The sequence below is a fragment of the Sulfitobacter marinus genome (assembly GCF_900116285.1).
Classification (GTDB): domain Bacteria; phylum Pseudomonadota; class Alphaproteobacteria; order Rhodobacterales; family Rhodobacteraceae; genus Sulfitobacter; species Sulfitobacter marinus.
On the sequence record NZ_FPAJ01000002.1, the window covers coordinates 529,188 to 554,284 of the forward strand.

21 protein-coding genes are annotated in these 25,097 nt (G+C 58.7%); 17 read left to right on the top strand and 4 right to left on the bottom strand.

Annotation, left to right across the window (positions count from 1 at the left end; genetic code table 11):
* Window positions 1-21 precede the first annotated feature (21 nt).
* Window positions 22-1,104 (top strand): phospho-N-acetylmuramoyl-pentapeptide-transferase, encoded by a 1,083-nt coding sequence (gene mraY, locus BM347_RS08015; protein WP_093915887.1) that lies wholly within the window; start codon window positions 22-24, stop codon window positions 1,102-1,104.
* Between the two features lie 98 nt (window positions 1,105-1,202).
* Here mraY and BM347_RS08020 read toward each other — a convergent pair whose 3' ends face one another.
* On the bottom strand, window positions 1,203-2,114 hold the full coding sequence (locus tag BM347_RS08020; RefSeq protein ID WP_093915888.1) for a glutaminase: 912 nt from the start codon (window positions 2,112-2,114) through the stop codon (window positions 1,203-1,205).
* A gap of 50 nt (window positions 2,115-2,164) precedes the next feature.
* Here BM347_RS08020 and murD point away from each other — a divergent pair, with 50 nt between their 5' ends.
* Window positions 2,165-3,559 carry a UDP-N-acetylmuramoyl-L-alanine--D-glutamate ligase gene (gene murD / locus BM347_RS08025; RefSeq protein WP_093915889.1) on the top strand — a complete coding sequence of 465 codons (1,395 nt, stop codon included), beginning with the start codon at window positions 2,165-2,167 and terminating at the stop codon, window positions 3,557-3,559.
* Window positions 3,560-3,626: 67 nt separating this feature from the next.
* On the opposite strand, the gene BM347_RS08030 is transcribed toward murD, so the two are convergent.
* A complete protein-coding gene (locus BM347_RS08030; protein WP_093916114.1) occupies window positions 3,627-4,808 on the bottom strand; it encodes a BaiN/RdsA family NAD(P)/FAD-dependent oxidoreductase in 1,182 nt (393 codons plus the stop codon).
* A 163-nt stretch (window positions 4,809-4,971) separates the two neighbouring features.
* Here BM347_RS08030 and ftsW point away from each other — a divergent pair, with 163 nt between their 5' ends.
* The 15 genes from ftsW (at window position 4,972) to BM347_RS08105 (ending at window position 22,914) form a co-directional block, all read left to right on the top strand.
* Window positions 4,972-6,141 carry a putative lipid II flippase FtsW gene (gene ftsW / locus BM347_RS08035; protein WP_093915890.1) on the top strand — a complete coding sequence of 390 codons (1,170 nt, stop codon included), beginning with the start codon at window positions 4,972-4,974 and terminating at the stop codon, window positions 6,139-6,141.
* Window positions 6,138-7,244, top strand: coding sequence for a UDP-N-acetylglucosamine--N-acetylmuramyl-(pentapeptide) pyrophosphoryl-undecaprenol N-acetylglucosamine transferase (locus BM347_RS08040; protein ID WP_093915891.1), 1,107 nt, complete (start codon window positions 6,138-6,140; stop codon window positions 7,242-7,244). Before ftsW ends, BM347_RS08040 begins: the two co-directional genes overlap by 4 nt.
* On the top strand, window positions 7,241-8,656 hold the full coding sequence (gene murC / locus BM347_RS08045; protein WP_093915892.1) for a UDP-N-acetylmuramate--L-alanine ligase: 1,416 nt from the start codon (window positions 7,241-7,243) through the stop codon (window positions 8,654-8,656). The genes BM347_RS08040 and murC overlap by 4 nt, the downstream gene beginning before the upstream one ends.
* Window positions 8,657-8,688: 32 nt before the next feature.
* The gene (locus BM347_RS08050; RefSeq protein ID WP_093915893.1) at window positions 8,689-8,940 is read left to right on the top strand and encodes a DUF2484 family protein; all 252 of its coding nucleotides are present in this window, start codon (window positions 8,689-8,691) and stop codon (window positions 8,938-8,940) included.
* Window positions 8,937-9,197: a DUF2484 family protein gene (locus tag BM347_RS08055; protein ID WP_093915894.1), complete on the top strand. Its 261-nt coding sequence runs from the start codon at window positions 8,937-8,939 to the stop codon at window positions 9,195-9,197. The genes BM347_RS08050 and BM347_RS08055 overlap by 4 nt, the downstream gene beginning before the upstream one ends.
* A gap of 88 nt (window positions 9,198-9,285) precedes the next feature.
* Entirely contained in the window at window positions 9,286-10,209 is a 924-nt protein-coding gene (murB, locus tag BM347_RS08060; protein ID WP_093915895.1) for a UDP-N-acetylmuramate dehydrogenase, read from the top strand.
* Window positions 10,210-10,302: 93 nt separating this feature from the next.
* On the top strand, window positions 10,303-11,217 hold the full coding sequence (locus tag BM347_RS08065) for a D-alanine--D-alanine ligase (protein ID WP_093915896.1): 915 nt from the start codon (window positions 10,303-10,305) through the stop codon (window positions 11,215-11,217).
* Window positions 11,205-12,092, top strand: coding sequence for a cell division protein FtsQ/DivIB (locus BM347_RS08070; protein ID WP_093915897.1), 888 nt, complete (start codon window positions 11,205-11,207; stop codon window positions 12,090-12,092). Before BM347_RS08065 ends, BM347_RS08070 begins: the two co-directional genes overlap by 13 nt.
* A gap of 31 nt (window positions 12,093-12,123) precedes the next feature.
* Window positions 12,124-13,428, top strand: a complete 1,305-nt coding sequence (gene ftsA, locus BM347_RS08075; protein WP_093916115.1) for a cell division protein FtsA — start codon at window positions 12,124-12,126, stop codon at window positions 13,426-13,428.
* Between the two features lie 176 nt (window positions 13,429-13,604).
* Window positions 13,605-15,212 (top strand): cell division protein FtsZ, encoded by a 1,608-nt coding sequence (gene ftsZ / locus BM347_RS08080; RefSeq protein WP_093915898.1) that lies wholly within the window; start codon window positions 13,605-13,607, stop codon window positions 15,210-15,212.
* A gap of 356 nt (window positions 15,213-15,568) precedes the next feature.
* Window positions 15,569-16,492, top strand: a complete 924-nt coding sequence (gene lpxC / locus BM347_RS08085) for a UDP-3-O-acyl-N-acetylglucosamine deacetylase (protein WP_093915899.1) — start codon at window positions 15,569-15,571, stop codon at window positions 16,490-16,492.
* Between the two features lie 188 nt (window positions 16,493-16,680).
* Window positions 16,681-17,553 (top strand): outer membrane protein assembly factor BamD, encoded by an 873-nt coding sequence (locus tag BM347_RS08090; protein WP_093915900.1) that lies wholly within the window; start codon window positions 16,681-16,683, stop codon window positions 17,551-17,553.
* Window positions 17,554-17,590: 37 nt separating this feature from the next.
* Window positions 17,591-19,252 (top strand): DNA repair protein RecN, encoded by a 1,662-nt coding sequence (gene recN / locus BM347_RS08095; protein ID WP_093915901.1) that lies wholly within the window; start codon window positions 17,591-17,593, stop codon window positions 19,250-19,252.
* A gap of 78 nt (window positions 19,253-19,330) precedes the next feature.
* Window positions 19,331-21,016 carry a chloride channel protein gene (locus BM347_RS08100; RefSeq protein WP_093915902.1) on the top strand — a complete coding sequence of 562 codons (1,686 nt, stop codon included), beginning with the start codon at window positions 19,331-19,333 and terminating at the stop codon, window positions 21,014-21,016.
* 176 nt (window positions 21,017-21,192) lie between these two features.
* Window positions 21,193-22,914 (top strand): calcium-binding protein, encoded by a 1,722-nt coding sequence (locus BM347_RS08105; RefSeq protein WP_093915903.1) that lies wholly within the window; start codon window positions 21,193-21,195, stop codon window positions 22,912-22,914.
* Between the two features lie 4 nt (window positions 22,915-22,918).
* On the opposite strand, the gene BM347_RS08110 is transcribed toward BM347_RS08105, so the two are convergent.
* Both BM347_RS08110 and BM347_RS08115 read right to left on the bottom strand, forming a co-directional pair.
* Window positions 22,919-23,263, bottom strand: a complete 345-nt coding sequence (locus BM347_RS08110; RefSeq protein ID WP_093915904.1) for a DUF427 domain-containing protein — start codon at window positions 23,261-23,263, stop codon at window positions 22,919-22,921.
* 40 nt (window positions 23,264-23,303) lie between these two features.
* The gene (locus tag BM347_RS08115; RefSeq protein ID WP_093915905.1) at window positions 23,304-25,094 is read right to left on the bottom strand and encodes an aminopeptidase P family protein; all 1,791 of its coding nucleotides are present in this window, start codon (window positions 25,092-25,094) and stop codon (window positions 23,304-23,306) included.
* Window positions 25,095-25,097: the final 3 nt, after the last annotated feature.

Sequence of the window (25,097 nt, forward strand, 5' to 3'; positions counted from 1 at the left end):
ATTTGAGTGAGGAGACGCATAATGCTCTATTGGTTGACCCTGCTGTCGGACGGCGGCGATTTCTTCAACCTTTTCCGCTACATCACGTTTCGGGCGGGTGGCGCATTTATGACAGCGTTGATCTTCGGGTTCCTGTTCGGCAAGCCGCTGATTTCGGTGTTGCGCAGACATCAGGGCAAGGGACAGCCGATCCGCAATGACGGCCCCGAGGGGCATTTCGTCAAGGCGGGCACACCGACCATGGGGGGGTTGCTGATCGTGGGCGCACTGCTGACGTCGACCCTGCTATGGGCGCGGCTCGACAATCCCTTTGTCTGGATGATCCTGTTCGTCACCGTCAGCTTTGCCGCGATAGGATTTGCGGATGATTACGCCAAGGTCAGCAAGCAGACCGTGGCGGGTGTTTCAAGCAAGCTGCGCCTTTTGTTGGGCCTTATCATTGCGGGGATCGCCGCATTCTGGGCCGCGCAGTACCATCCTGCGGATTTGCAAAACCAGCTGGCGTTGCCGGTGTTCAAGGATACACTGATCAACCTTGGCTATCTGTTTATCCCGTTTTCAATAATCGTGATCGTTGGGTCTGCCAATGCGGTGAACCTGACCGATGGTCTGGACGGGCTGGCGATTATGCCGGTGATGATCGCAGCTGGGGCGTTGGGCGTGATTGCCTATGCCGTGGGCCGGGTCGATTTCACCGAATATTTGGATGTGCATTATGTGCCGGGCACGGGCGAGATCCTGATCTTTACCGCTGGCATCTTTGGCGGGGGCCTTGGGTTTTTGTGGTATAATGCACCGCCTGCGGCCGTGTTTATGGGCGACACCGGATCGCTGGCCTTGGGCGGTGCCTTGGGTGCGATTGCGGTTGCCACCAAGCACGAGTTGGTGCTGGCCATTGTAGGCGGTTTGTTCGTGGTCGAGGCCCTGTCGGTGATCATCCAGGTGCTGTATTTCAAACGCACCGGCAAGCGGGTTTTCCTCATGGCCCCGATCCATCACCACTATGAGAAAAAGGGCTGGGCCGAGCCGCAGATCGTGATCCGGTTCTGGATCATCTCGTTGATACTGGCGATGATCGGTTTGGCGACCTTGAAAGTGCGCTAGGCGCAGGCCGGTCGTATGTTTCAAAGGGGAAGAGGGGGCCAGCCCCCATCGGCCTTTGGCCGATCCCCCCGGAGTTTATCTGGCAAAATGAAACGGTGTTAGAAGATGGACCAGCCCATGTCGCGCGCAAGGCTGGCCATGGCTTCGGTGCCCTTTTTCGAATTGCCATAGCGGTTGAGACCCGGTGACCAGACCGCGACGCTGGCGACGCCGGGCACAATGGCAAGGATGCCGCCGCCCACGCCTGATTTGGCGGGCAAGCCCACGCGGTAGGCAAAATCGCCGGAGCCATCGTAATGCCCGCAGGTGAGCATCAGTGCGTTCAGCCGCCGGATGCGTGGCGGCCGGATCAGCCGGGGCAGTTTCGTTGTTTCGATCAGAAACCGTCCGGACATGGCAAGCTGGCGGGCTGACATCTCGATGGCGCAGTGGTGGAAATAGGTGCCGAGGGTTTTGTTCGGCGTGTTATTGAGATTGCCACAGGACGCAAGGAAATGCGCCAGCGCGAAATTGCGGTGGCCATGGGATTTTTCGGAGCGGGCGACCACATCGTTGATGTGGATATTTTCATCGCCGGCGGCGGCGCGGATGAACTGGAGAATTTCGGCCAGGGCCTCTCGGGGGAGGCGGCCGGTGAGGATTTCATCGGTGGTGACAATCGCGCCTGCGTTGATGAAAGGATTGCGCGGACGTCCGTTTTCCTGTTCGAGCTGAACGATGGAATTGAACGCTTTGCCTGAGGGTTCGCGTCCAACGCGCCGCCACAGCTGATCGCCTGAGCGGCCCAAGGCAATGGCGAGGGTGAACACCTTGGTGATCGATTGCACAGAAAACGGCGTTTCTGCATCGCCTGCGGTAAACACCTCGCCATCTGCCGTGGTGACGGCGATGCCAAACTGCGCGGGGTCGATATGTGCGAGCTCAGGGATATAGCTGGCCACAGCGCCCCAGTCATCATCGCGGCGCATGTCATCGTTGAGCTGGGACAGAATATCTGGCAGAGGGGACATGTCAGGCTCCTAGGGCGCATTCAAGGAGCATCGCTAGCAGGAGATCGGGCATGATACCAGTTCAGGGTTTGCAGGGCGCACGGGTCGCGATTTTGGGCTTGGGGCGTTCGGGGTTGTCTGCGGCGCGGGCCTTGGTCGCGGGCGGTGCGGTGCCTGTGTGTTGGGATGACAACCCGGCGGCGCGCGAAAAGGCACAGGCCGAAGGGTTTGAATGCCTTGACCTGCTAAAGAGCCGTGCCTTTGCCGATGTGGCGCGGTTGATTGTCAGCCCCGGCATTCCGCATCTTTATCCCGCGCCCAATCCGGTGATCATGGCAGCCCAAGACGCGGGCGTTGCGGTTGATAATGACATCGGGCTGTTTTTCCAAAGCTTTGCCACCAAGGGTTGGGACAATTTCGATCAGATGCCCAAGGTGATTGCGGTGACCGGATCAAACGGGAAATCGACGACCTCGGCGCTGATCCATCACATCTTGGAATATGCGGGCCGGCCCACGCAACTGGCGGGCAACATCGGGCGCGGCGTTTTGGATATCGATCCTGCGATTGATGGCGAGGTCGTGGTGCTGGAGCTGTCGAGCTATCAGACCGATCTGGCGCGTAATCTGACGCCGGATGTGGCGGTCTTTACCAACCTCAGCCCCGATCATCTGGATCGGCATGCAGGCATGGGGGGGTATTTTGCGGCCAAGCGTCGCTTGTTCGCCGAGGGCGGTCCGGACCGTGCGATCATTGGCGTGGATGAGGCGGAGGGCCGTTTTCTGGCTGGGCAGTTATCCGAGGGGGCAGCGGACGACCGCGTTATCCGTGTGTCGGTGGATCGCAAGCTGGCGGGTCTGGGCTGGAATGTCTTTGCGCGTAAAGGGTTTCTGGCCGAAATGCGCAATGGTAAGCAGGTGGCGTCAATTGATCTGCGCAAGGTTGAAGGACTGCCGGGGTCGCATAACCATCAAAACGCCTGCGCGGCTTATGCGGCGTGTCGGACGCTGGGCTTTGCGCCCAAGGTGATCGAGGCGGCATTTCACAGTTTTGGCGGCTTGCCGCATCGCAGCCAGACTGTGGGTGAGCTGCGCGGCATTCGTTTCGTCAATGACAGTAAGGCCACCAATGTGGATAGCGCAGTAAAGGCGGTAGCGGCCTTTCAGAACATTCGCTGGATTTGTGGCGGGCTTGAGAAAGAAGGCGGCTTGGGCGATTTGGCCAAGCCCCTTGAGACTGTGCGCAAGGCTTATGTGATCGGGCGCGAGGCGGCGCAATTCGCGATGAAGCTGGGGGTCGAGGCCGAAGTTTGCGGCACGATGGACGTTGCCGTGGCGCGGGCTGTGGCCGAGGCCGAGGCTGGCGATGTTGTTCTGTTGGCCCCTGCGGCGGCGAGCTTTGATCAATATGATAGTTTCGAGCGGCGCGGGGATGATTTTATAGCACAGGTGCAGAAGTTTTTGTGAGGATGGCGTGGGGGCGCTGCCCCCGCAGCCTATGGCTGCTCCCCCGGGATTTTAGTCCATTTGGAAGTTAAGCCTGTCCAGCGATATGGCGCGCGGCGGCCATGCCTGATGACCATGCCCATTGGAAGTTATAGCCGCCGAGCCAGCCTGTGACATCCACGGCTTCGCCGATGAAATAGAGACCGGGTGTGTTTTTGACTTCCATCGTTTTGGAGGACAGCGCATCGGTGTCAATCCCGCCGAGTGTAACCTCGGCCGTGCGGTAGCCTTCGGTGCCCGAGGGGGTCATTTCCCAGTTTGACAGTGTGTCACAGAGGGTTTGCAACCGGACATCGGACCAATCGGCAAGATTGCCGGTCAGATCGAATTGGGTCGCAAGGTGATCAACCAGCCGGGCCGGCAGGTGTTTGGCCAGTTCCGTCGTGAAGTTGCGACGACCATAGGTTTGGCGCTGATCGCGGAGCTTGGGGAACAAATCGTTTTGCGGCAGCAAGTTGAGGGTGATGGGGGCACCATCGTGCCAATAGCTGGAGGCCTGAAGGACAGCGGGGCCTGACAGGCCGCGGTGCGTGAACAGGAGCGCCTCGTCAAACGACGTGCCACCGGCGGTTACCCGGGCCGGCGTGGCGGTGCCTGAGATCGGGGCAAAGCGGGCATCGGTGAAGGTGAAGGGGACAAGGCCCGCGCGGGTGGGCGTGACAGGGATGCCGAAGCTTTCTGCGATCTCGTAGGCGCGGCCGGTGGCCCCCATTTTGGGGATCGATTTGCCGCCCGAGGCGATAACCAGATGGGTGGCAGTGATTTTCGTGCTGGTGTCGGGCGTGGTCAGTGCCATCGCATAGCCGTTGCCGGTTCTGCGGATGCCGCTGAGCGTGCTTTGCAGGCGCAGATCCACCTGGGCCTTGTCCATCAACCCGCGCAGCATCGCGACGATTTCCTTGGCGGAGGTGTCGCAGAACAATTGGCCAAGGGTCTTTTCATGCCATTTAACGCCGTGGGCATCGACGAGTTCGATGAAGTCCCACTGGGTGTACTTCGCCAACGCGGATTTCGGGAAATGCGGATTGGCGCAGATAAAAGCATCAGCGGTGCAGTGCATGTTGGTGAAATTGCAGCGCCCGCCGCCTGAAATGCGGATCTTTTCACCGGGGGCCTTGGCGTGATCAACCAGCAGCACCCGCCCGCCCGCATGGGCCGCGCACATCATTCCGGCGGCCCCGGCACCAAGGATCACGGTATCATATTGCATGCTGCGCGCTTTGCCTGAGGTGGGCAGGGTGGTCAAGGCCCCGATCCCATGCGCAGCTTTGCGCAGGGACAGTGAAAACGGGCTAGCGCCGTTGGGCATTTCGCGCTATAGTTATAGGCAGATCCCGAAAAGGGGCGTGTTGAGGCAGTGTAAGGCAGTTACCATGACAGAAATGGTCTATGGCGCAGTTCCGGTGCGGGACGGCGAACCCATCCTTCCAAAATGGTGGCGGACGATCGACAAATGGGGCATGTTTTGCATCCTCATGCTTTTTGCCGTCGGGATGCTGTTAGGGCTGGCGGCGTCGCCACCCTTGGCTGCCAAGAACGGGTTCGGGTCCTTTCATTATGTCCAGCGTCAGGCTGTATTCGGATTTGTGGCGATTGGCGCGATGCTGCTGACGTCAATGATGTCGCCGACCTTGGTGCGCAGGCTTGCGGTGATCGGGTTTTTGCTATCCTTCATCGCCTTGGCGTTATTGCCGTTTTTTGGAACAGACTTTGGCAAAGGCGCGATGCGGTGGTATTCGCTGGGCTTTGCGTCCTTTCAACCGTCCGAATTTTTGAAGCCGGGGTTTGTGGTTGTGTCGGCCTGGATGATGGCCGCCTCTGCCGAGATCAACGGGCCGCCTGGCAAGACATGGTCCTTTGCGCTTTGTGTGTCGATTGTGCTGATGCTCGCCTTGCAGCCCGATTTCGGGCAGGCCTGTCTGGTGTTGTTCGGATGGGGCGTGATGTATTTCATTGCCGGTGCGCCACTGGTGTTGCTGGTGGGGATGGCCGGAATGGTCGTGATCGCCGGCACGGTGGCTTATTCGAATTCTGAACATTTTGCCCGCCGGATTGACGGGTTTTTGTCGCCCGACGTGGACCCGCGCACGCAGCTTGGCTATGCAACGGATGCGATCCGCGAGGGTGGCTTGTTCGGCGTAGGTGTGGGCGAGGGTCAGGTGAAATGGTCGCTGCCCGATGCGCATACCGACTTTATTATCGCTGTCGCCGCAGAGGAATACGGGCTGATTTTGGTGATGGCTGTGATCATTCTATACGCTGTTGTGGTGGTCAGATCATTGCTGCGCCTGATGCGTGAACGTGATCCGTTCATCCGTCTGGCCGGAACCGGTCTGGCCTGCATGTTCGGCGTTCAGGCGATGATCAACATGGGTGTTGCGGTGCGGTTACTGCCGGCCAAGGGCATGACCTTGCCCTTTGTGAGCTATGGTGGATCGTCGGTGATTGCATCTGGCATTGCAGTTGGCATGTTGCTGGCCTTTACCCGAACACGGCCGCAGGGCCAGATTTCTGATCTGTTGGGTCGGGGGCGTGGCCGATGAATAAACGTGCTCCGCTGTTAACGATTGCTGCCGGTGGTACGGGGGGGCATATGTTCCCTGCACAGGCTCTGGCCGAGGTGATGCTGGAGCAGGGGTGGCGCGTCAAACTGTCGACCGATGCGCGGGGCGCACGCTATACCAGCGGTTTCCCGGATGCGGTCGAAATTCAACAGATCAGCAGCGCGACCTTTGCCCGTGGCGGGCTGATGGCCAAAGCGCTGGCTCCGTTTCGCATTTTCGGCGGTGTCGTTAGCGCGGTTTTTGGCATGCTGCTTGACAGACCCAAGGTGATTGTCGGCTTTGGCGGGTATCCGTCGATCCCGTCTTTGACCGCCGCGTGGATGTTGCGCATCCCCCGGATGATCCACGAACAAAATGGCGTATTGGGCCGGGTGAACACGCTTTTTGCCAAACGCGTTGATGCGGTTGCCTGTGGCGTCTGGCCGACGGTCCTACCCGGCGGTGTCGAGACCTATCATGTGGGAAACCCCGTGCGTGCTGCCGTTCTGGATCGGGCCGGTGCCGGTTATATTGAACCGGGCGATTACCCGATGGAACTGCTGGTGATGGGGGGCAGCCAAGGCGCACGTATCCTAAGCGAAGTTGTTCCGCCCGCCATCGCACAATTGCCGATGGAGATGCTGCGCAATATCCGTGTCAGCCATCAGGCGCGCGAGGAAGATGCGCAGCGGGTATCTGAGTTTTACGCCGAAAACGGTATCACCGCAGACGTTCAACCGTTTTTCCACGATGTGCCCCGACGCATGTCTGAGGCGCAGTTGATTATTAGCCGGGCGGGGGCATCCAGCGTTGCCGATCTGTCAATCATTGGCCGCCCTTCGATCCTGATCCCCTATGCCGCAGCGACGGGCGATCACCAAACCGCCAATGCGCGCGGGTTGGTGTCTGCGGGTGCAGCTATTTTGGTGCCCGAGGACCTGTCCGAGCCGGATCACCTGACAAAACAAATCGAGATGGTGCTGTCGAACCCAGCCGGTGCCCAGCAAATGGCCGAGGCGGCCCTGTCGGCGGCCAAGCCCCGGGCGGCGGAAGAACTGGGGCAACTGGTAGAATATTTGGCACAAAAAGGATCCTCAGCATGAACGCAGCCACCAAGCTTCCTACCGATGTGGGCCCGATCCATTTTGTCGGCATTGGTGGCATCGGCATGTCGGGCATTGCTGAAGTGTTACTGAACCACGGCTACCGTGTGCAGGGGTCTGACCTGAAGGCGACAAAGATCACCGATCGCTTGGTCGAACTGGGTGCTATGGTGTTCGAGGGGCAACAAGCCGAGAATATCAAAGACGCAGAGGTTGTGGTGATTTCCTCGGCGATCAAACCGGGGAACCCTGAACTGGACGCCGCGCGCCTTGCCGGGCTGCCGATTGTGCGCCGGGCGGAAATGCTGGCCGAATTGATGCGCCTGAAATCCAACATCGCTGTTGCAGGCACCCACGGCAAGACGACCACCACCACGATGGTTGCGGAATTGCTGGTGCATGGCGGCATTGACCCGACGGTCGTGAATGGCGGGATTATCCACGCCTATGGATCAAACGCGCGCATGGGGCAGGGCGAATGGATGGTGGTTGAGGCCGACGAATCCGACGGCACCTTTAACCGTTTGCCCGCGACCATTGCGATTGTAACCAACATTGACCCCGAACATATGGAACATTGGGGCGACTTCGATAGGTTGCGGCAAGGGTTCCTTGATTTCGTGTCCAATATTCCGTTTTACGGCCTGGCGATCTGCTGCATCGACCACCCCGAAGTCCAAGCGTTGGTGGGGAAAATATCGGACCGCCGTGTCATGACCTATGGATTTAACGCCCAAGCGGATGTGCGCGCCGTGAACCTACATTACAAAGCAGGCGTGGCACATTTCGACATCCAGTTTCAGGCCGAAGATATCGTGATCAAGGATTGCACCCTGCCAATGCCGGGCGATCACAACGTGTCCAACGCCTTGGCCGCTGTCGCCGTGTCGCGGCACCTAGGTATGAAGGTCGAAGAAATTCGCACCGCCCTTGCCGAGTTCGGGGGCGTCAACCGCCGCTTTACCAAGGTGGGCGAAGTGGACGGTGTGACGATCATTGATGATTACGGCCACCATCCGGTTGAAATTACCGCCGTGCTAAAGGCCGCGCGTCAGGCAACCGAAGGGCGGGTCATTGCCGTGCATCAACCGCACCGCTACAGCCGTCTGCACCACCATTTCGAAGAATTCTGCGCCTGTTTTAACGACGCTGACGTCGTTGGCATTGCCGAAGTGTACGCCGCTGGCGAAGATCCCATCGAAGGGGCCAGCCGCGATGATCTGGTGGCAGGGCTTATCCGTCATGGCCACCGCCACGCCCGCGCGGTGCACAGCGAAGAAGACCTTGCCCGTCTGGTTCAGGAACAAGCGGGGCCGGGCGATATGGTGGTCTGCCTTGGGGCGGGTACGATCAGCGCTTGGGCCAACGGGCTGCCGGCCGCGTTAGAAGCGCTGAAAAAGGGTGCGGCCTGAATGGTGGGGCGGCCTGAACCTCAGGTGATGTCATGACGCTGGCGTGGCTTTGTCTAATGTGGGTTTTCCTGTCTGCCACCGTCGCCACCTTGCCGTTGCGCATACAGTTTATTCCGGGGGCGATCCTGTTGGTCGCGGGCCCGGTTTTGATCATTGTGATTGGTTTACAAGTTGGGTTTGTATTTAGTGTGATCGCTCTTGCTGCCTATGTGTCTATGTTCCGCAATCCTTTGCTGTTTTTGTTGGCAAGGCTGCGCGGACGTAAAATCGAGGTGCCAAGATGACCCTTTCCCTGACGCTTGCCTGTCTATGGGCCGTGATCGCCAATATCATTGCCCTGACCCCCAGCCCGGATAATCACTGGCGTGCGGCATATGCGTTGACGGCAGTGGGTATTCCGATTTTGGGATATGTAACAATGCAGCATGGTCCATGGATCGGCATGTTGGTTTTGGTGGCGGGGTGTTCGGTGCTGCGTTGGCCGCTGGTTTATCTGATGCGCTGGTTGCGCCGTATGGCGCTTCAAGGCCCGGCCGAGTAACGCGCTGAAAGCGCATTGTGACGATTGACCCGTTTCCAGAAAACCCGCCCGTTTGACGGCAGCCGAAAACAGCGATACCTCGCAGAGCATGACAGATATTTCATTCCCCGACATGCGCGGCAAGCTGACCTCGCAACGCCCGCTTAGCGATCTGACATGGCTGCGTGTCGGCGGTGTGGCGGATTATCTGTACCAGCCTGCTGATGCCGATGACCTTGCCGCGTTTATGCGCGCGCTTCCCGAAACCGTGTCGGTGTTCCCGATGGGCGTGGGGTCTAATCTGATCGTGCGTGACGGCGGTTTGCGTGCGGTGGTGATCCGGCTGGGCCGCGGCTTTAATCAGATCGAGATTGACGGCGATCACGTGATTGCAGGCGCGGCGGCACTGGACGCCCATGTGGCCCGCAAGGCGGCGGACGCGGGATTGGATCTAACGTTCCTGCGCACAATCCCTGGCAGTATTGGCGGCGCTGTGCGGATGAACGCAGGGTGCTACGGAAGCTATACGGCCGATCACTTTGTTAGCGCGCAGGCGATTACGCGTAGCGGCGATCTGGTCACGCTCACGGCGCAGGACCTTGATTTTAAATATCGCCAGACCACGCTGGACGACGGCTGTGTCGTGATCTCGGCCACATTTGCCCCGCCAAAGGGCGATCCAGACACGCTGCATGCGCGCATGGAAACCCAACTGCGCAAGCGTGATGAGACGCAACCGACCAAAGACCGCAGCGCCGGTTCCACCTTTCGCAATCCGGCTGGGTTTTCCAGCACTGGGCAGGCCGATGATCGTCATGATCTGAAGGCGTGGAAGGTGATCGACGACGCCGGAATGCGCGGTGCCACCTTGGGCGGGGCGCAAATGAGTCCCAAACACCCGAACTTCTTGATCAACACCGGTGGCGCAACTGCCGCAGAGTTGGAAGGATTGGGCGAAGAGGTGCGAAAAAAGGTTTACGATTCCAGCGGTATCACGCTAGAGTGGGAAATTATGCGTATCGGCGAAAAATAAACGCGCGAACGCTCAGGCACGGTGCCGCGTTGCGGCAAACTACATAATAAAAAGGGTCAATAAGACCCAGTTAAAAAGGCACATTGAGTGGGCATGTCGAGCAGGACAGACCCGAAAGTGGTGGTATTGATGGGCGGCCCTTCCGCTGAGCGGGATGTGTCTCTCTCAACAGGGCGTGCATGCGCTGCTGCTTTGCGGGATAGGAATTTCAGCGTGATTGAGGTCGACGCCGGCCCCGATCTCTATGCTGATCTGCGCGCCGCGTCCCCCGATGTTGTATTGAACTGCCTGCATGGCCGTTGGGGCGAAGACGGCTGCGTTCAGGGTATTCTTGAATGGATGGGCATCCCGTACAGCCATTCGGGTGTGCTGGCCTCGGCGCTGGCCATGGATAAACAGCGTAGTAAAGAAGTGTTCCGATCTGCCGGGTTGCCGATTGTGGAAAGCATCATCGCTTCTGCCGCAGATGTGCGCGCGCGCCATGTGATGGACCCGCCCTATGTGGTGAAACCCAATAACGAAGGTTCGTCCGTCGGTGTCTATCTGATTGATATCGAAAACAACGGCCCGCCGCAGCTTGACGCGGATATGCCAGCCGAGGTGATGGTCGAACGCTTTGCTGCCGGTCGTGAGCTGACGACCACGGTGATGGGTGAACGCGCACTGACGGTGACGGATATCCTGACCACCGGCTGGTATGATTATGACGCGAAATACAAAGAGGGCGGATCAACCCATGTGGTGCCCGCCGATGTTCCCCAAGAGATTTTTGAACTGTGCATGGATTACGCCCTGCGCGCCCATAACGCGCTAGGCTGTCGCGGTGTCAGCCGCACGGATTTTCGCTGGGATGAAAGCCGCGGTGCCGAAGGTCTGATCCTGCTTGAGACAAACACCCAGCCCGGCATGACCCCCACATCATTGTCGCCCGAACAGGCGCAGGCGGTCGGGATTTCCTTTGGCGAACTTTGCGCCTGGATGGTGGAGGACGCATCATGCAATCGCTGATAAACCGCGTCAAACCCGCCAGAGCCTTCAAGGCCGATCCGGCACCGTCCCGTTGGGCGTGGCGCATGCAGCGTTTGATGCTGACCCCGGCCTTCCTGTTTGGTCTGCGTTTTGGTGTTCCGTTTTGTTTGGCGCTTTTTGCGGGCACGGTCTATCTGGCCGATGATGCGCGGCGGGGGCAGATTGCCGATGGCTATGCCAGCCTACGGTCCAGCATCCAGCAGCGTCCCGAGTTCATGGTCAAACTGATGGCGATCGACGGGGCAGGGCCCGAACTGGCCGCGAATGTGCGCGCCGCCGTGCCGATTGATTTCCCCACCAGTTCCTTTGACCTTGATCTGGCCGCGATGCGGTCCACGATTATGCAACTGCCGGGCGTCCAGCAGGCAAGCTTGCGGGTGAAGCCGGGCGGTTTGTTGCATGTCGAGGTGCAGCCGCGCGTGGCCGTTGCCGTGTGGCGCACGCAGGACGGTCTGGCGCTGATCGACGAGAGCGGCACCTATATAGGCAGATTGGCGCATCGCACGGATCGCCCCGACTTGCCGCTAGTGGCGGGTGAAGCGGCAAATGTCAGCATTGCCGAGGCGCTGGACCTTTTGAGGGTTGCGGCCCCCTTGGGTGACCGTTTGCGTGGCTTTATCCGCATGGGCGCACGCCGCTGGGATGTCGTATTGGACCGCGAACAGCGCATTCTACTGCCCGAAACCGGGGCCATTCAGGCGTTGGAGCGGGTTATCGCGCTGGAAGGCGCGCAAGAGGTTCTGACACGTGATGTTGCACGGGTCGACATGCGGCTGGCCCAAAGGCCAACCGTACAAATGAATAAAGAGGCCACCCAAGAATGGTGGCGCATCAGGCAAATTTCGGGACAGTAACGTTATGGATCTTTACGACAGTCAACGGTCGATGCGCCACATGCGCAAGCTTGCGATGCAGCGCGGCGTTGTGGCCATTTTAGATGTGGGCAGCTCGAAAATCGCCTGCCTTGTCCTGCGGTTTGACGGGGCCAGCCCCATTTCGGAAGAGGGCGAGATCGGATCGCTTGCCGGGCAATCGGGGTTCCGCGTCATTGGTGCAGCGACCACCCGTTCACGCGGTGTGCGCTTTGGTGAAATTTGCGCGATGCAAGAAACCGAACGTGCCGTGCGGACCGCCCTTCAGGCCGCGCAAAAGATGGCCAACATCCGTGTGGATCACGTGATCGCCTGTTTCTCGGGGGCCGAACCGCGCAGCTATGGCTTGGATGCGCAGATTGATCTGGAAGGGCAGGTCGTGTCCGAACAGGACGTGGCGCAGGTCTTGGCCAGTTGCGACGTTCCCGAATACGGCGAGAACCGCGAAGTGTTGCACGCGCAGCCCGTGAACTTTGCCATTGATAACCGGTCGGGCCTGTCTGACCCGCGCGGGCAGTTGGGCAATGCGCTGTCGGTCGATATGCACATGCTGACCGTCGATGCCGCCGCCGTGCAGCATCTTGCACATTGTATTAAACGCTGTGATCTCGAACTGGCGGGGATCGCGTCCTCCGCCTATGTGTCGGGCATTTCGTCGCTGGTGGAAGACGAACAGGAACTGGGCGCTGCCTGTATTGATCTGGGCGGCGGGTCCACATCCGTTTCGATCTTTATCCGCAAACACATGATATACGCCGACAGCGTGCGCATGGGCGGAGATCACATCACATCCGATATTTCGATGGGATTGCAGGTGCCGACCAATAACGCGGAACGGATCAAGACATTTTATGGCGGGGTTCACGCCACTGGGATGGATGACCGCGAGATGATCGATATCGGCGGCGACACAGGCGACTATGAACATGACCGTCGCACCGTGAGCCGGGCCGAGCTGATCGGCATTATGCGTCCGCGTGTAGAAGAGATTTTGGAGGAAGTGCGCGCCCGTCTGGACGCAGCAGGGTTTGATCATTTGCCGAGCCAGCAGATTGTTTTGACCGGTGGCGGCAGCCAGATCCCCGGCCTTGACGGGTTGGCGTCCAAAATATTGGGCCATCAGGTCCGCCTTGGCCGTCCGTTGCGCGTGCACGGGTTGCCACAGGCCGCGACCGGACCGGGCTTTGCCTCGGCTGTGGGGTTGGCGCTGTTTGCGGCCCACCCGCAGGATGAATGGTGGGATTTCGACATTCCAGCAGACCGCTATCCGGCACGTTCGTTAAAGCGCGCGGTCAAGTGGTTTAGAGACAACTGGTAACCCCAAGATGCAGTGCATCGGGGCAAATCAGGTAAGAATCGGCAAAAAAATGCCCAGATACTGTGTCAAAACTGTGTTTTTTGGGTGACGCATGCCGTTAACCTCTATACGCTAGGGGCAAATGAACGGACTAAATGCCCCGTGAGCGGGCAATAAATTTACAGGCGGATGGCACAATGACATTGAATCTTTCCATGCCCGGACAGGGTGACCTGAAACCCCGGATCACCGTTTTCGGTGTTGGTGGCGCAGGCGGCAATGCCGTGAACAACATGATCGAGAAGAACCTCGATGGCGTTGATTTCGTGGTTGCGAACACGGACGCGCAAGCGTTGCAGCAAGCCAAAGCAGAGCTTCGCGTTCAGCTGGGCATTAAGGTTACCGAAGGTCTGGGCGCTGGTGCACGGGCCTCTGTCGGGGCCGCCGCTGCCGAAGAAAGCATTGAGCAGATCGTTGATCACCTGGCTGGCGCGCACATGTGCTTTATCACGGCTGGTATGGGCGGGGGCACCGGGACAGGGGCCGCGCCGATCATTGCACAAGCCGCACGTGAATTGGGTGTTCTGACCGTTGGTGTTGTGACCAAGCCGTTCCAGTTCGAGGGCAACAAGCGCATGCGTCAGGCCGAGGAGGGTGTCGAAGCCCTGCAAAAGGTCGTTGATACGCTGATCATTATTCCCAACCAGAACCTGTTCCGTCTGGCGAATGAAAAAACCACGTTCACCGAAGCGTTCAGCATGGCGGATGATGTGCTGTACCAAGGTGTTAAAGGCGTAACTGATCTGATGGTCCGCCCCGGTCTTATCAATCTCGACTTTGCTGACGTTCGCGCCGTGATGGACGAAATGGGCAAGGCGATGATGGGCACAGGCGAGGCCGAAGGCGAAGATCGCGCGATCCAAGCCGCCGAGAAAGCCATCGCCAACCCGCTGCTGGACGAAATCAGCCTGCGCGGTGCCAAGGGTGTTCTGATCAACATCACCGGTGGCCACGATCTTACCCTGTTCGAACTGGACGAGGCGGCAAATCGCATCCGCGAAGAAGTCGACCCAGAGGCAAACATCATCGTCGGCTCTACGCTGGACACCGAACTGGGTGGCCTTATGCGCGTAAGCGTTGTCGCTACGGGTATCGATGCGGTTGATGTGAACACGGAAATGCCCGTGCCACGCCGGTCCATGTCGCAGCCTCTGCAACAAAAAACAGTACCTGCACCCGCCGCCGAGGAAGCCCCTCAGACTGTTGCGGTTCAAGAAGAATACGAAGACGAGCAGCCGCCGCTTTTTAGAGAAGCCGGGTCGACTGATACCGGCAATGACGATATTTTTGCCGAAGATGCAGGGCAAGCAGATGATCTGCCGCCCCCTGCCTATCGCCCCGAGGTGACATCCTTGCAGCCGCGCCGCGAAGAAACGCACAACGCGCAAGATCAAGAAGCCTTTGTCGCGCCCCGTGCGCCAGCCCCCGGTACGCCATCGCCCGAAGCCTTGGCACGCCTGCGTGCCGCGGCTCAGAAAGCAGCGCCTGCAGCCGCTGGTCAGCAGCGTCCACAAGAACAACGCCCGCAACCTGCACCAGAGCAGAGCGAAAAGCGTTTCGGGATCAATTCGCTGATCAACCGGATGACCGGCCACAGCGAGCCAGAGGCGCAGCAGCGTCCGGCACGCCACCAGCCGCAAGTGCAATCACGGGGTTCCTCCGCAGCGCCGCAACCGCGCGATTCCCATGACGAAGACCAAGAGCGTATCGAGATCCCTGCGTTCCTGCGTCGTCAGGCGAATTAACTCGCCAAGACGATTTGACACATGATTGAAAAGGCCGTCCTTAGGGGCGGTCTTTTTGCATTATGGGCCGCGAATCCCGTAGGAGATTGTAGCAGCAGGCGGCTGAAACTTTGTAACGTTATGCGAAAACCCGTGAGCTTTTTCATTTAAAACTGATCACAGTTTAAATGTATTAGGGCGATTTTCGGTCCATATTATAATTTGGAAACATGTGTTTATGCGGTTATGCGCGTGTTTGCGCCCAATTGTAACACTCATGTTTCAGACCGTAGCAATGATTGAATTGAGCATCCGGAACCCCGCCGATAGGAGATTGTTCACCTTACACAGACGTTTCCGACCATTTGGGGTTTCACGTGCAGACAACGATTAAGACGGCAATCAGCTTTACCGGAAAGGGCCTTCACTCCGGCCTTCCCGCGACTGTGACGATCCGTCCGGCTGGTGCACATCATGGCATCTGGTTCTCCCGCTCGGATCTTGAAATTGGCGATCGTCTTATTCCGGCGCGCTGGGATGCGGTAAACCGGTCCCCCTTGTGCACCAAGCTTGAAAACGAAGCGGGCGTGCAAGTGTCCACTGTTGAGCATTTGATGGCGGCGATTGCAGGTTGCGGTATTCACAACGCCCTGATCGAAATCGACGGCCCCGAGGTTCCGATCCTTGACGGCTCTGCGGCCCCTTTTGTGCGCGGCATCATGCAGCGCGGTGTGCGCGTCCTGTCTGCCCCAGTGATGGCATTCGAAGTGTTGAAATCCGTCACCGTGATGGATGGCGATGCATCTGCAACGATTGCGCCAAGCGATACGATGCGGATCGACTTTGAGATTGATTTCGTAGATGCCGCGATTGGACGTCAGCAAAAATCGCTGGTGATGAACAATGGTTCTTTCGCGCGCGAGCTTTGTGACAGTCGTACGTTCTGCCGTCAGGCGGATGTGGACGAGATGCAGGCCAACGGTCTGGCGCTTGGTGGGAATTCCGGCGAAAACGCTGTCGTGTTTGACGGTGACAAAGTTGTCAGCCCGGGCGGTCTGCGTCATGCGGATGAACCTGTGCGCCACAAGATGCTGGATGCCTTGGGTGACCTTGCCTTGGCAGGGGCCCCTTTGATCGGCCACTATAAAGGCGTGCGCGCGGGGCATTCGTTGACCAACACGCTTTTGCGGGCGTTATTCGCGACCCCGGGCGCTGTTCGTTTGATTGAATGTGATCCCGAGATGGCGCAGTGCTTGCCAGGCTATGGCCTTGTTTGGGATGAAATCCCCGAGGTTGCCTGACCCTGCGCTGTTGAAGAGTTGAAACTCCTCTTCAGCTTAGTTACTCCTAGCTTCGAAGATCAAGTTGATAACGATAAGACTTTGTCTTGTGGGTTTAATCATCGTTTTGTTGCGTGATCTATTGTGGTAGTCACCGGCAAAGTCGTATCACAATGCGTGGCTTGAATAATGAAGCGAGGGTTTAGGGCATGACAATTGCAAAGTCGCGCAAGCGGTTGATTGGTGCGGTGGTTGTGATTGCTGCGTTGGGGGCGTGTGGTGGCCTGCAAGACACGGGTCGCATCACCAACAGCTTTTTCAACCCCCAAGAAATCCCGCTGGAAACCTATAGCGCCGAACAGATTTACGAGCGGGGCGAATTTGAACTGAATCGCAAACGCCCGGCGGAGGCCGCTGAATATTTCTCTGAGATCGAGCGGTTGTACCCCTATTCGGAATGGGCCAAGCGGGCGTTGATCATGCAGGCTTTTGCCTTTCACCAGGATCAGGATTACCCCAACAGCCGGTCGGCAGCGCAGCGGTTCATTGATTTCTTTCCCGATGATGACGATGCGGCCTATGCCAGCTATCTTCTCGCGCTCAGCTACTACGACCAGATTGACGAAGTCGGCCGTGATCAGGGGCTGACCTTTCAGGCGTTGCAAGCCTTGCGTCAGGTGATCGAAGTCTATCCCGACAGCGAATATGCGCGCTCTGCCGTGTTGAAATTCGATCTGGCATTTGACCATCTGGCCGCCAAGGAAATGGAAGTCGGGCGCTATTATCTGCGCCGTGATCACTACACTGCTGCCATCAACCGTTTCCGCGTCGTGGTCGAAGATTTCCAAACGACTAGCCATACTGCAGAGGCGCTGCACCGTTTGGTCGAGGCATATCTGTCGCTGGGCCTGACCAACGAGGCACAGACCGCAGGTGCGATTTTGGGGCACAACTATCAGTCTACGGAATGGTACGAGGCCAGCTATAAGCTGCTGACCGGCAAAGGCTTGGAAATGCGATCGCTTGGGGACAACTGGCTGACGGCAATTTATCGCCAGACCATCAAGGGCGAATGGATCTGACGGGCGCGATCAAAGCGTCCCATATGGAAGTGGACCCATGCTACGCGGCCTAGATATTTCCAATATGTTGATCATCGACCGGCTGGAGCTTGCGTTCCAGCCGGGTTTGAACGTTTTGACGGGCGAGACAGGGGCGGGCAAATCGATCTTGCTTGATAGCTTGGGCTTTGTATTGGGCTGGCGCGGTCGTGCCGATCTGGTGCGCCAAGGGGCAGATCAGGGCGAGGTCACGGCGTGGTTTGATCTGGGCAGTAGCCACCCAGCCCATGCCGTATTGGAAGAGGCCGGTTTGCCCGGCGGCTCGGAACTGATCCTGCGCCGGATCAATGCATCCGATGGCCGCAAAACCGCGTGGGTCAATGATCGTCGCTGTTCTGGCGAAGTGTTGCGGGCGCTATCCGAAACGCTGGTCGAGCTGCACGGCCAACACGACGACCGCGGTTTGCTGGACCCCAAAGGTCACCGCGCGATTTTGGATGATTTTGCCAAGGCGTCGGGTTTGCGCGACAAGGTGCGGCAGGCTTGGTCTGCCCTTGCTGCGGCGCGCAAGGCTGCGACCAAGGCCGCTGAGGAACGCGATGCCATTGCCGCAGAAGAGGAATTCCTGCGCCATGCCGTGGGCGAGCTGGACAAGCTGAACCCGCAAGAAGGTGAAGAGGCGCAGTTGGATGCCCGCCGCCGTTTGATGCAAGGGGCCGAGAAGATCCGCTCGGACGTGGTGAACGCCTACGAAATGCTGGGGCAGGGCGGTGCTGAAACCCAGCTCGGCGATGCTTTGCGCTGGTTGGATGGTGTCGCTGATCGGGCTGATGGCACGCTTGAGGCCCCGATGGCCGCGCTGTCACGGGCGATGGTCGAACTGGATGAGGCTATGGAAGGTGTCGTCGCTGCGATTGACACCATGTCGTTCAACCCAATTGAGCTGGAAGAAACCGAAGAACGCCTGTTTGCGATCCGCGGTCTGGCCCGCAAGCACGATGTACAGCCCGATGACCTGGCAGGCTTTGCCGATACATTGCGCGGCAAGCTGAATGCGCTTGATGCAGGCGAAGCGGCACAGGCCGAGTTGGAAAAAGCCGTGCGCGATGCACAAAGCGCATATGACGCGGCGGCTGATGCCCTATCAGCGGCCCGGTCCAAAGCTGCTGGCAAGCTGGACAAGGCCGTCGGCGCAGAGCTTGCACCGCTCAAGATGGAGCGCGCGGTATTCCAGACCCAGATCACCCCGGAGGCCGCAGGCCCCGAAGGCCGCGATGCGGTGTCATTTACCGTGGCCACCAACCCCGGTGCGCCCGCTGGTCCCTTGGGAAAGATCGCATCCGGTGGCGAGCTAAGCCGCTTTTTGCTGGCGCTGAAGGTTGTCCTGACTAAGGGTCAAAGCGGGCTCACGATGATCTTTGACGAAATCGACCGTGGCGTTGGCGGGGCGACTGCTGATGCGGTCGGGCGCAGGCTGGCCGCGCTGTCGCAAGGCGGGCAGGTGTTGGTGGTGACCCATTCGCCGCAGGTGGCTGCATTGGGCGCGCATCACTGGCGGGTGTCCAAGGCCGTGTCAAAGGGCATGACCCTGTCCACCGTCACCGCGTTGTCCGAAGCCGAGCGCGTTGACGAGGTCGCGCGCATGCTATCGGGCGATACGATTACAGAAGCAGCACGGGCCGCAGCGCGGGTGCTGTTGGGCGATCAATTTGCGGCCTAAAGCGCGAAGGCATAATGCGGGGGTTTTCCTAACGGCATCTGTGTCTTAGACAGGGTATAGCCTTTATCAAAAGTAGCCATGCCCGTGAATCCGCGCCCCTATCTGACCCAGCAATATGATGTCGCTTGCAGCAAGGCGAGAACGGGCTGGGACGTGTTGCGTGAAAAGGGCCCCGGCAAGGTTACATTTTGGTTTATCGCCTTGATCGTGGGGATTGCAGCAGGTTTCGCAGCCTTGCTTTTTCGCAAGGGTATCAACCTGATACAGGCGTTTCTTTACGGAACTGAAGATGTCGAACATCTGCACAGCTTTATTGGCAGTCTTGATTGGTATTGGGTCGTTCTGATCCCGACCATTGGCGGGCTAACTGTCGGGGTGATCTTGCATATATTTACGCGCGATGCCCGTGCGCGCAGTGTGGGCGACGTCATCTTGGGGGCGGCCATGCATGATGGCAGGGTTGAAGCCCGCGCTGGTCTTGCCTCGGCTGCCGCCTCCCTTATCACGCTGAGCACGGGGGGATCGTCGGGGCGCGAGGGGCCGGTTGTGCATCTTGCAGGTGTGATTTCGACCCTGATCAGCCGCCGGATTAACGCCAGCGGCATCACCGGCCGTGATCTATTGGGCTGTGCCGTAGCGGCGGGTGTGTCCGCCAGTTTTAACGCGCCCATTGCCGGGGCGCTTTTCGCGCTCGAGGTCGTGTTGCGCCATTTCGCGGTGCATGCCTTTGCGCCTATCGTCATCGCCTCGGCTGCGGGGACGGTGATCAACCGGATAGAATTTGGCGGCCTCACGGAATTTGCTCTGCCCACGGTTGGGGATGTCGCGTTTTACGCGGAATTGCCGGCGTTTCTGCTTTTGGGTCTAACCTGCGGGCTGGTGGCTGTGATCCTGATGCGCAGCATTTTCTGGGCCGAAGACATTGGCAACTATATTCAGGAAAAATCCAAGCTCCCCCGCTATTTACGCCCCGCTGTTGCAGGCGCGTTGCTGGGCTGTATTGCGCTTTGGTATCCGCATATCATCGGCGTGGGGTATGAGACCACGACCAGGGCGCTGACCGGTGATATGTTGCTGAACGAGGCATTCGTTTTCGCCGTGCTCAAGATCATCGCCGTGTCGATCACCTTAGGCGGGCGTATGGGGGGCGGGGTGTTTTCGCCCTCTCTTATGCTGGGGGCGTTGACGGGGCTGACCTTTGGCTTGATCGCAACGGGTGTGTTTCCCAATGTATCGGGGGTCACGTCGCTCTATGCTTTGGCGGGGATGGGGGCCGTGGCCGCCGCTGTCTTGGGCGCGCCCATTTCGACCACGCTGATTGTGTTTGAACTGACGGGCGATTGGCAAACCGGTTTGGCCGTGATGATCGCGGTCAGTATGTCCACGGCTTTTGCGTCGCGCATCGTCGATCGCAGTTTCTTTCTGACACAGATGGAGCGGCGCGGTGTGCATTTGGCAGCGGGGCCGCAGGCCTATTTGCTGGCGATGTTCATGGCTGCACGGATTATGCGCAGTCGTGATGACCCGAGGGCTGCCGATGATGATGCCTGCTGGGAGCTGATCGGCGAGGGCACATATATCGATGGCACCGCCACCCTTGAGGCCGCGATGCCGATCTTTGAGCAATCAGGCCGTGCGTTCATTCCTGTCGTCACCCTTAGCGCTGATGCCCCGCCGGAATTGCTGGGCGCATTGTTCCATGTCGACGCGCTGAAAGCCTATAATCGCGCGCTCGCGGAAACCGCAGCTGAAGAACATTCCTGATCAAAGCAACTGCGATTCGTATCGATTATTGTGGCTGTGTCGAACACAGTTTCTGATTTGGGGTGAGATTGTTCACGAATTCAGCCCTCGAATGTTCAATTGTGTCAGAAATAAGCCTTAACAGAAGGTTAATAACGACGTAGTTTTAGGCAAATTATTTTAGTGGAGATATTTTGATGCTTAGCCTGCTCTTATTGCCCGTACTCGCTGCTTTTGGCCTTTCTGGTGTTGTTGATCCTAGCGCATTGGATGATGCCGACCTTGATGACGTGAACCGCCAATCCGGCACCGATGATGAGGATGTTTTGAATGGCTCGGGCCGCGGTGATCTTTTGCAAGGGCTTGCAGGCGACGATACATTGAACGGATTTGGTAACGACGATTTCTTGTTTGGCGGTACCGGCAACGACGTTCTTTCACTGGGCGGTGGCGACAACCTGGGCTACGGCGATGATGGTGACGATACGATCAACGGTGGCCCCGGTGTTGATATCATTGCAGGTGGGGACGGCGCAGATCTGCTGACAGGCTATGGTAACGATGACGCGATTTCTGGCGGAGAAGGCGACGATGTTGTGCGCGGCAACGCGGGTAACGATACCTTGCTGGGCAATAATGGTGCCGACACGTTGGATGGCGGTTCCGGCGACGATGTCGTGTTGGGCAACTATGGCGATGACAGCATCGGTGGCTTTGGCGGCAGTGATTCCCTGACAGGGGGCAGGGGCGCAGACACTCTGGATGGCGGCAGTGGCAACGATACCCTGTTCGGAAACGGGTCGGACGACACTCTATTCGGGAGCCGGGGCAATGACGTGCTGCGCTCCGGACCGGGCAACGATCTGTCGAATGGCGGATCAGGCACTGATGATATTCAAGGCAACGCTGGCGATGATACTGTCTTTGGCGGCCGCGGTGATGACACGCTGTCAGGCGGAAGCGACAATGACTACCTTGCGGGGAATGATGGCAATGACGAACTTTACGGCAACGTTGGGAACGACGGGCTGAATGGTGGTGCAGGCAACGACAGCTTGTGGGGCGGCACTGGTGATGACACCTTGAGCGGCCTGAAGGGCGATGACCTGCTTGAGGGGCAAGGCGGCAATGACTTGCTCAACGGTAATATCGGGAATGATACGCTGCTGGGCGGCGGGCTGAATGACACGCTATATGGCGGTGGCGGCAATGACGTGCTGGCTGGCGGCACCCAGGACGACCTGCTTAGCGGTGGCGGCGGTAATGACGACATGTCAGGCGGTAGCGGCGCTGATACGCTGAATGCCGGGCCGGGCAATGATACACTTTCTGGCGGCGACGGTGCCGACAAGCTGGCTGGTAATAGAGGCGACGATGTTATTGCGGGCGGCGCGGGCAACGATACGATCTTTGGCGGGCCGGGCAATGACACCATGTTGGGCGGTGACGATAACGACTTTTTGTTGTCGGGCACCGGGGCAGACAGCATGGATGGCGGTGCCGGCGACGATGTGATCCGCGGCTACGACTTTAACTTTGCCGGTGATGTCACAGGTGTTTCCGATACTTTGGCCGACACAATTATCGGGGGCGGAGGCAATGACACGGTCAGCGCCAACAACGGCGACATTGTTACCGGCGGCGAAGGCGCGGATGTGATCAACGCCATCGGCTATGATCAGGTGGGCACAGCGCCGGTGATCGTGACCGATTTCGATCCGACTGAAGACGGCTTGTACCTGCAAGAAACCCAAACCTCCCCCGCGGCATTTGCGCCGGGCGATGGCAAATTCGAAATTCGCGCCGCGGCAAACGGAACCGACAGCGAAATTGTCGTCGAGGGAAATGTGGTGGTGATCATGCAAAATACCGATGCCGCCGTTCTTGGCGCAGACACCAGTTGGTTGCTGAACGTCTAAAGGTTTAGATTTGCTCGACGGTGACTTCGGGCATGTTGTAAAAGGCTAGATGCCCTTTGATCTCAGCGACTTGGTCGCTGGGATTTTCATATGACCACGCAACATTCTGCAATGTGCGGCTTTTGGTGACGACCGAATAATAGGTCGCATCGCCTTTGTGCGGGCAATGGGTTATCTTATCGGTCTTGTCCAGAAACGCCATGGCGATGTCGCCACGTGGGATATAGATCACCTCATCGCGGTCGCCCTCGCGCAGCTTCAGCGCATTTTTGGTTTCGGCAAGCACGGCACCGCCAGCACGGACTGTCCACGTGCCATTGGCTTTCAAGATCTTGATATGGTCTGACATCTCGGACCGGCCTCCCTAAAATGACTGAAATATGTGGCGCTCAGATTGGCGCAGTTGCTGTATCCAACCATAGTTTTGCCTCAGGGGATAGGCGTGGCCCGATCTTTTCCGCGACGTCGCGGTGATAGGCATTCAGCCAGTCGCGCGCGGCACTGTCCAGCATATCGGCAATAACCAAGCGTGTGTCGATGGGCGCAAAGCTGAGTGTTTCCCAATGCAGCATTTTGCGATGTGCGTCGCCGCCGGGCAGATCGGGCGCAGGGCGCACAACCAGCAGGTTTTCCAACCGGATGCCAAAGGCCCCCTCGCGGTAATATCCCGGCTCGTTGCTCAGGATCATACCGGGCATCAGCGGCACCGTACTGATTTTGCTCAACCGCTGCGGCCCTTCATGTACGCTAAGATATGCGCCAACGCCGTGGCCCAACCCGTGGTCGAAATCTTGTCCCGCCATCCACAGGGGCAGGCGGCCAATCGCCTCGATATCACGGCCCGCAAGGCCCTGCGGCCAGCGCAGGCGGCTCATCGCGATCATCCCGGCAAGCACACGGGTAAACGCTTGTTTCGCCTCTAGCGGGGCGGCACCGATGGGAATGGTGCGGGTGATATCAGTCGTGCCGTCCAGATACTGCCCGCCGGAATCCAGCACCAGCAGGTGACCCTCCTCAAGCGTGCTATCGGTTTCCTCGGTCACGCGGTAATGCATGATCGCGCCGTTGGGGCCGGTGCCCGCGATGGTTTCAAAGCTGATGTCCTGAAGCGCGTTGTCGCGGCGGCGGCAGGCCTCTAGCTGTGCAACCACCTGCGTCTCGGTCACGCTGCCGGGCGCTTGTGCGTCGAGCCACGCCAGCAATTCGACCAGCGCCGCCCCATCGCGCAGATGTGCTGCGGCTGATCCTGCCACTTCGGCCTCGTTCTTGCAGGCCTTGGGTAGGGCGCAGGGATCATCGCCCCATGATGCACGATCGCCAACAGCATCGGCAACAGCCACCGGCGCGGTGGTTTTGTCCAACCGGATCGGCCCTGCGAGGGTTTCAAGATATCCCAGCAAGGCATCAGGTTCATGCACCGTGACACCATCGCCCAAATGATCAGCCAGATCAGCGAGCTTTTCAGGCGCTACAAACAGATCAACCGCGCCGCTTTCGTGCAAAATAACAAAACCGTGCACAACCGGATTACGCGCAATGTCAGCGCCGCGGATGTTTAACAACCAACACAGGCTGTCGGGCAGGGTGATCACAGCGGCCGCTTCGCCTTTATTCCGCAGATCTTCGGCCAAACGCGCGCATTTGTCGGCGTGGGATTCCCCTGCAAATTCTAGCGGGTGCAGTTTGGCGGGGAACATGGGTGGGGCAGGTTGATCCTCCCAAATCCGATCCACCAGATTCTCGCAACGCCGCATCTCGATCCCGCTGCCTTTCAAGGCGACCTCAAGTTGTTCAATCTGACCTACAGCATGCAGCCAAGGATCAAACCCGACGATCCCGCCGTTCGGCAGTTCGGCCTGCAGCCAGTCTGCCAAAGACACCTCTGGCCAAGCCACGGGGGTATAAACATTCGCCACCTGCGCCTTGACCTGCGTGCGATAGCGCCCGTCGATAAACACGCCCGCCACATCCATCAATGCAGCGCAAAACCCCGCCGATCCGGTGAACCCGGTCAACCAGCCAAGCCGTTCATCATGGGGGGCCACATATTCACCCTGATGCGCATCTGCCCGCGGCACCAGAAAACCGTCCAGCCCTTCGGCCTTCAATTCAGCACGCAATGCAGCCAAGCGTGGTGGCCCCTGTTCAGGCCTCGATGTCACCTCAAACGATTGAAACATGAC

What these genes read in the sequence shown, in the direction of transcription:
- ftsW (WP_093915890.1), top strand. Translation starts at nt 4,972, where the DNA reads ATGACAGAAATGGTCTATGGCGCAGTTCCGGTGCGGGACGGCGAACCC.
- BM347_RS08110 (WP_093915904.1), bottom strand. Translation starts at nt 23,263, where the DNA reads ATGTCAGACCATATCAAGATCTTGAAAGCCAATGGCACGTGGACAGTC.
- BM347_RS08065 (WP_093915896.1), top strand. Translation starts at nt 10,303, where the DNA reads ATGTCGAGCAGGACAGACCCGAAAGTGGTGGTATTGATGGGCGGCCCT.
- BM347_RS08055 (WP_093915894.1), top strand. Translation starts at nt 8,937, where the DNA reads ATGACCCTTTCCCTGACGCTTGCCTGTCTATGGGCCGTGATCGCCAAT.
- ftsZ (WP_093915898.1), top strand. Translation starts at nt 13,605, where the DNA reads ATGACATTGAATCTTTCCATGCCCGGACAGGGTGACCTGAAACCCCGG.
- mraY (WP_093915887.1), top strand. Translation starts at nt 22, where the DNA reads ATGCTCTATTGGTTGACCCTGCTGTCGGACGGCGGCGATTTCTTCAAC.
- murC (WP_093915892.1), top strand. Translation starts at nt 7,241, where the DNA reads ATGAACGCAGCCACCAAGCTTCCTACCGATGTGGGCCCGATCCATTTT.
- murB (WP_093915895.1), top strand. Translation starts at nt 9,286, where the DNA reads ATGACAGATATTTCATTCCCCGACATGCGCGGCAAGCTGACCTCGCAA.
- BM347_RS08070 (WP_093915897.1), top strand. Translation starts at nt 11,205, where the DNA reads ATGCAATCGCTGATAAACCGCGTCAAACCCGCCAGAGCCTTCAAGGCC.
- BM347_RS08105 (WP_093915903.1), top strand. Translation starts at nt 21,193, where the DNA reads ATGCTTAGCCTGCTCTTATTGCCCGTACTCGCTGCTTTTGGCCTTTCT.
- BM347_RS08050 (WP_093915893.1), top strand. Translation starts at nt 8,689, where the DNA reads ATGACGCTGGCGTGGCTTTGTCTAATGTGGGTTTTCCTGTCTGCCACC.
- BM347_RS08115 (WP_093915905.1), bottom strand. Translation starts at nt 25,094, where the DNA reads ATGTTTCAATCGTTTGAGGTGACATCGAGGCCTGAACAGGGGCCACCA.
- BM347_RS08100 (WP_093915902.1), top strand. Translation starts at nt 19,331, where the DNA reads ATGCCCGTGAATCCGCGCCCCTATCTGACCCAGCAATATGATGTCGCT.
- ftsA (WP_093916115.1), top strand. Translation starts at nt 12,124, where the DNA reads ATGCGCCACATGCGCAAGCTTGCGATGCAGCGCGGCGTTGTGGCCATT.
- BM347_RS08040 (WP_093915891.1), top strand. Translation starts at nt 6,138, where the DNA reads ATGAATAAACGTGCTCCGCTGTTAACGATTGCTGCCGGTGGTACGGGG.
- BM347_RS08020 (WP_093915888.1), bottom strand. Translation starts at nt 2,114, where the DNA reads ATGTCCCCTCTGCCAGATATTCTGTCCCAGCTCAACGATGACATGCGC.
- BM347_RS08090 (WP_093915900.1), top strand. Translation starts at nt 16,681, where the DNA reads ATGACAATTGCAAAGTCGCGCAAGCGGTTGATTGGTGCGGTGGTTGTG.
- recN (WP_093915901.1), top strand. Translation starts at nt 17,591, where the DNA reads ATGCTACGCGGCCTAGATATTTCCAATATGTTGATCATCGACCGGCTG.
- BM347_RS08030 (WP_093916114.1), bottom strand. Translation starts at nt 4,808, where the DNA reads ATGCAATATGATACCGTGATCCTTGGTGCCGGGGCCGCCGGAATGATG.
- murD (WP_093915889.1), top strand. Translation starts at nt 2,165, where the DNA reads ATGATACCAGTTCAGGGTTTGCAGGGCGCACGGGTCGCGATTTTGGGC.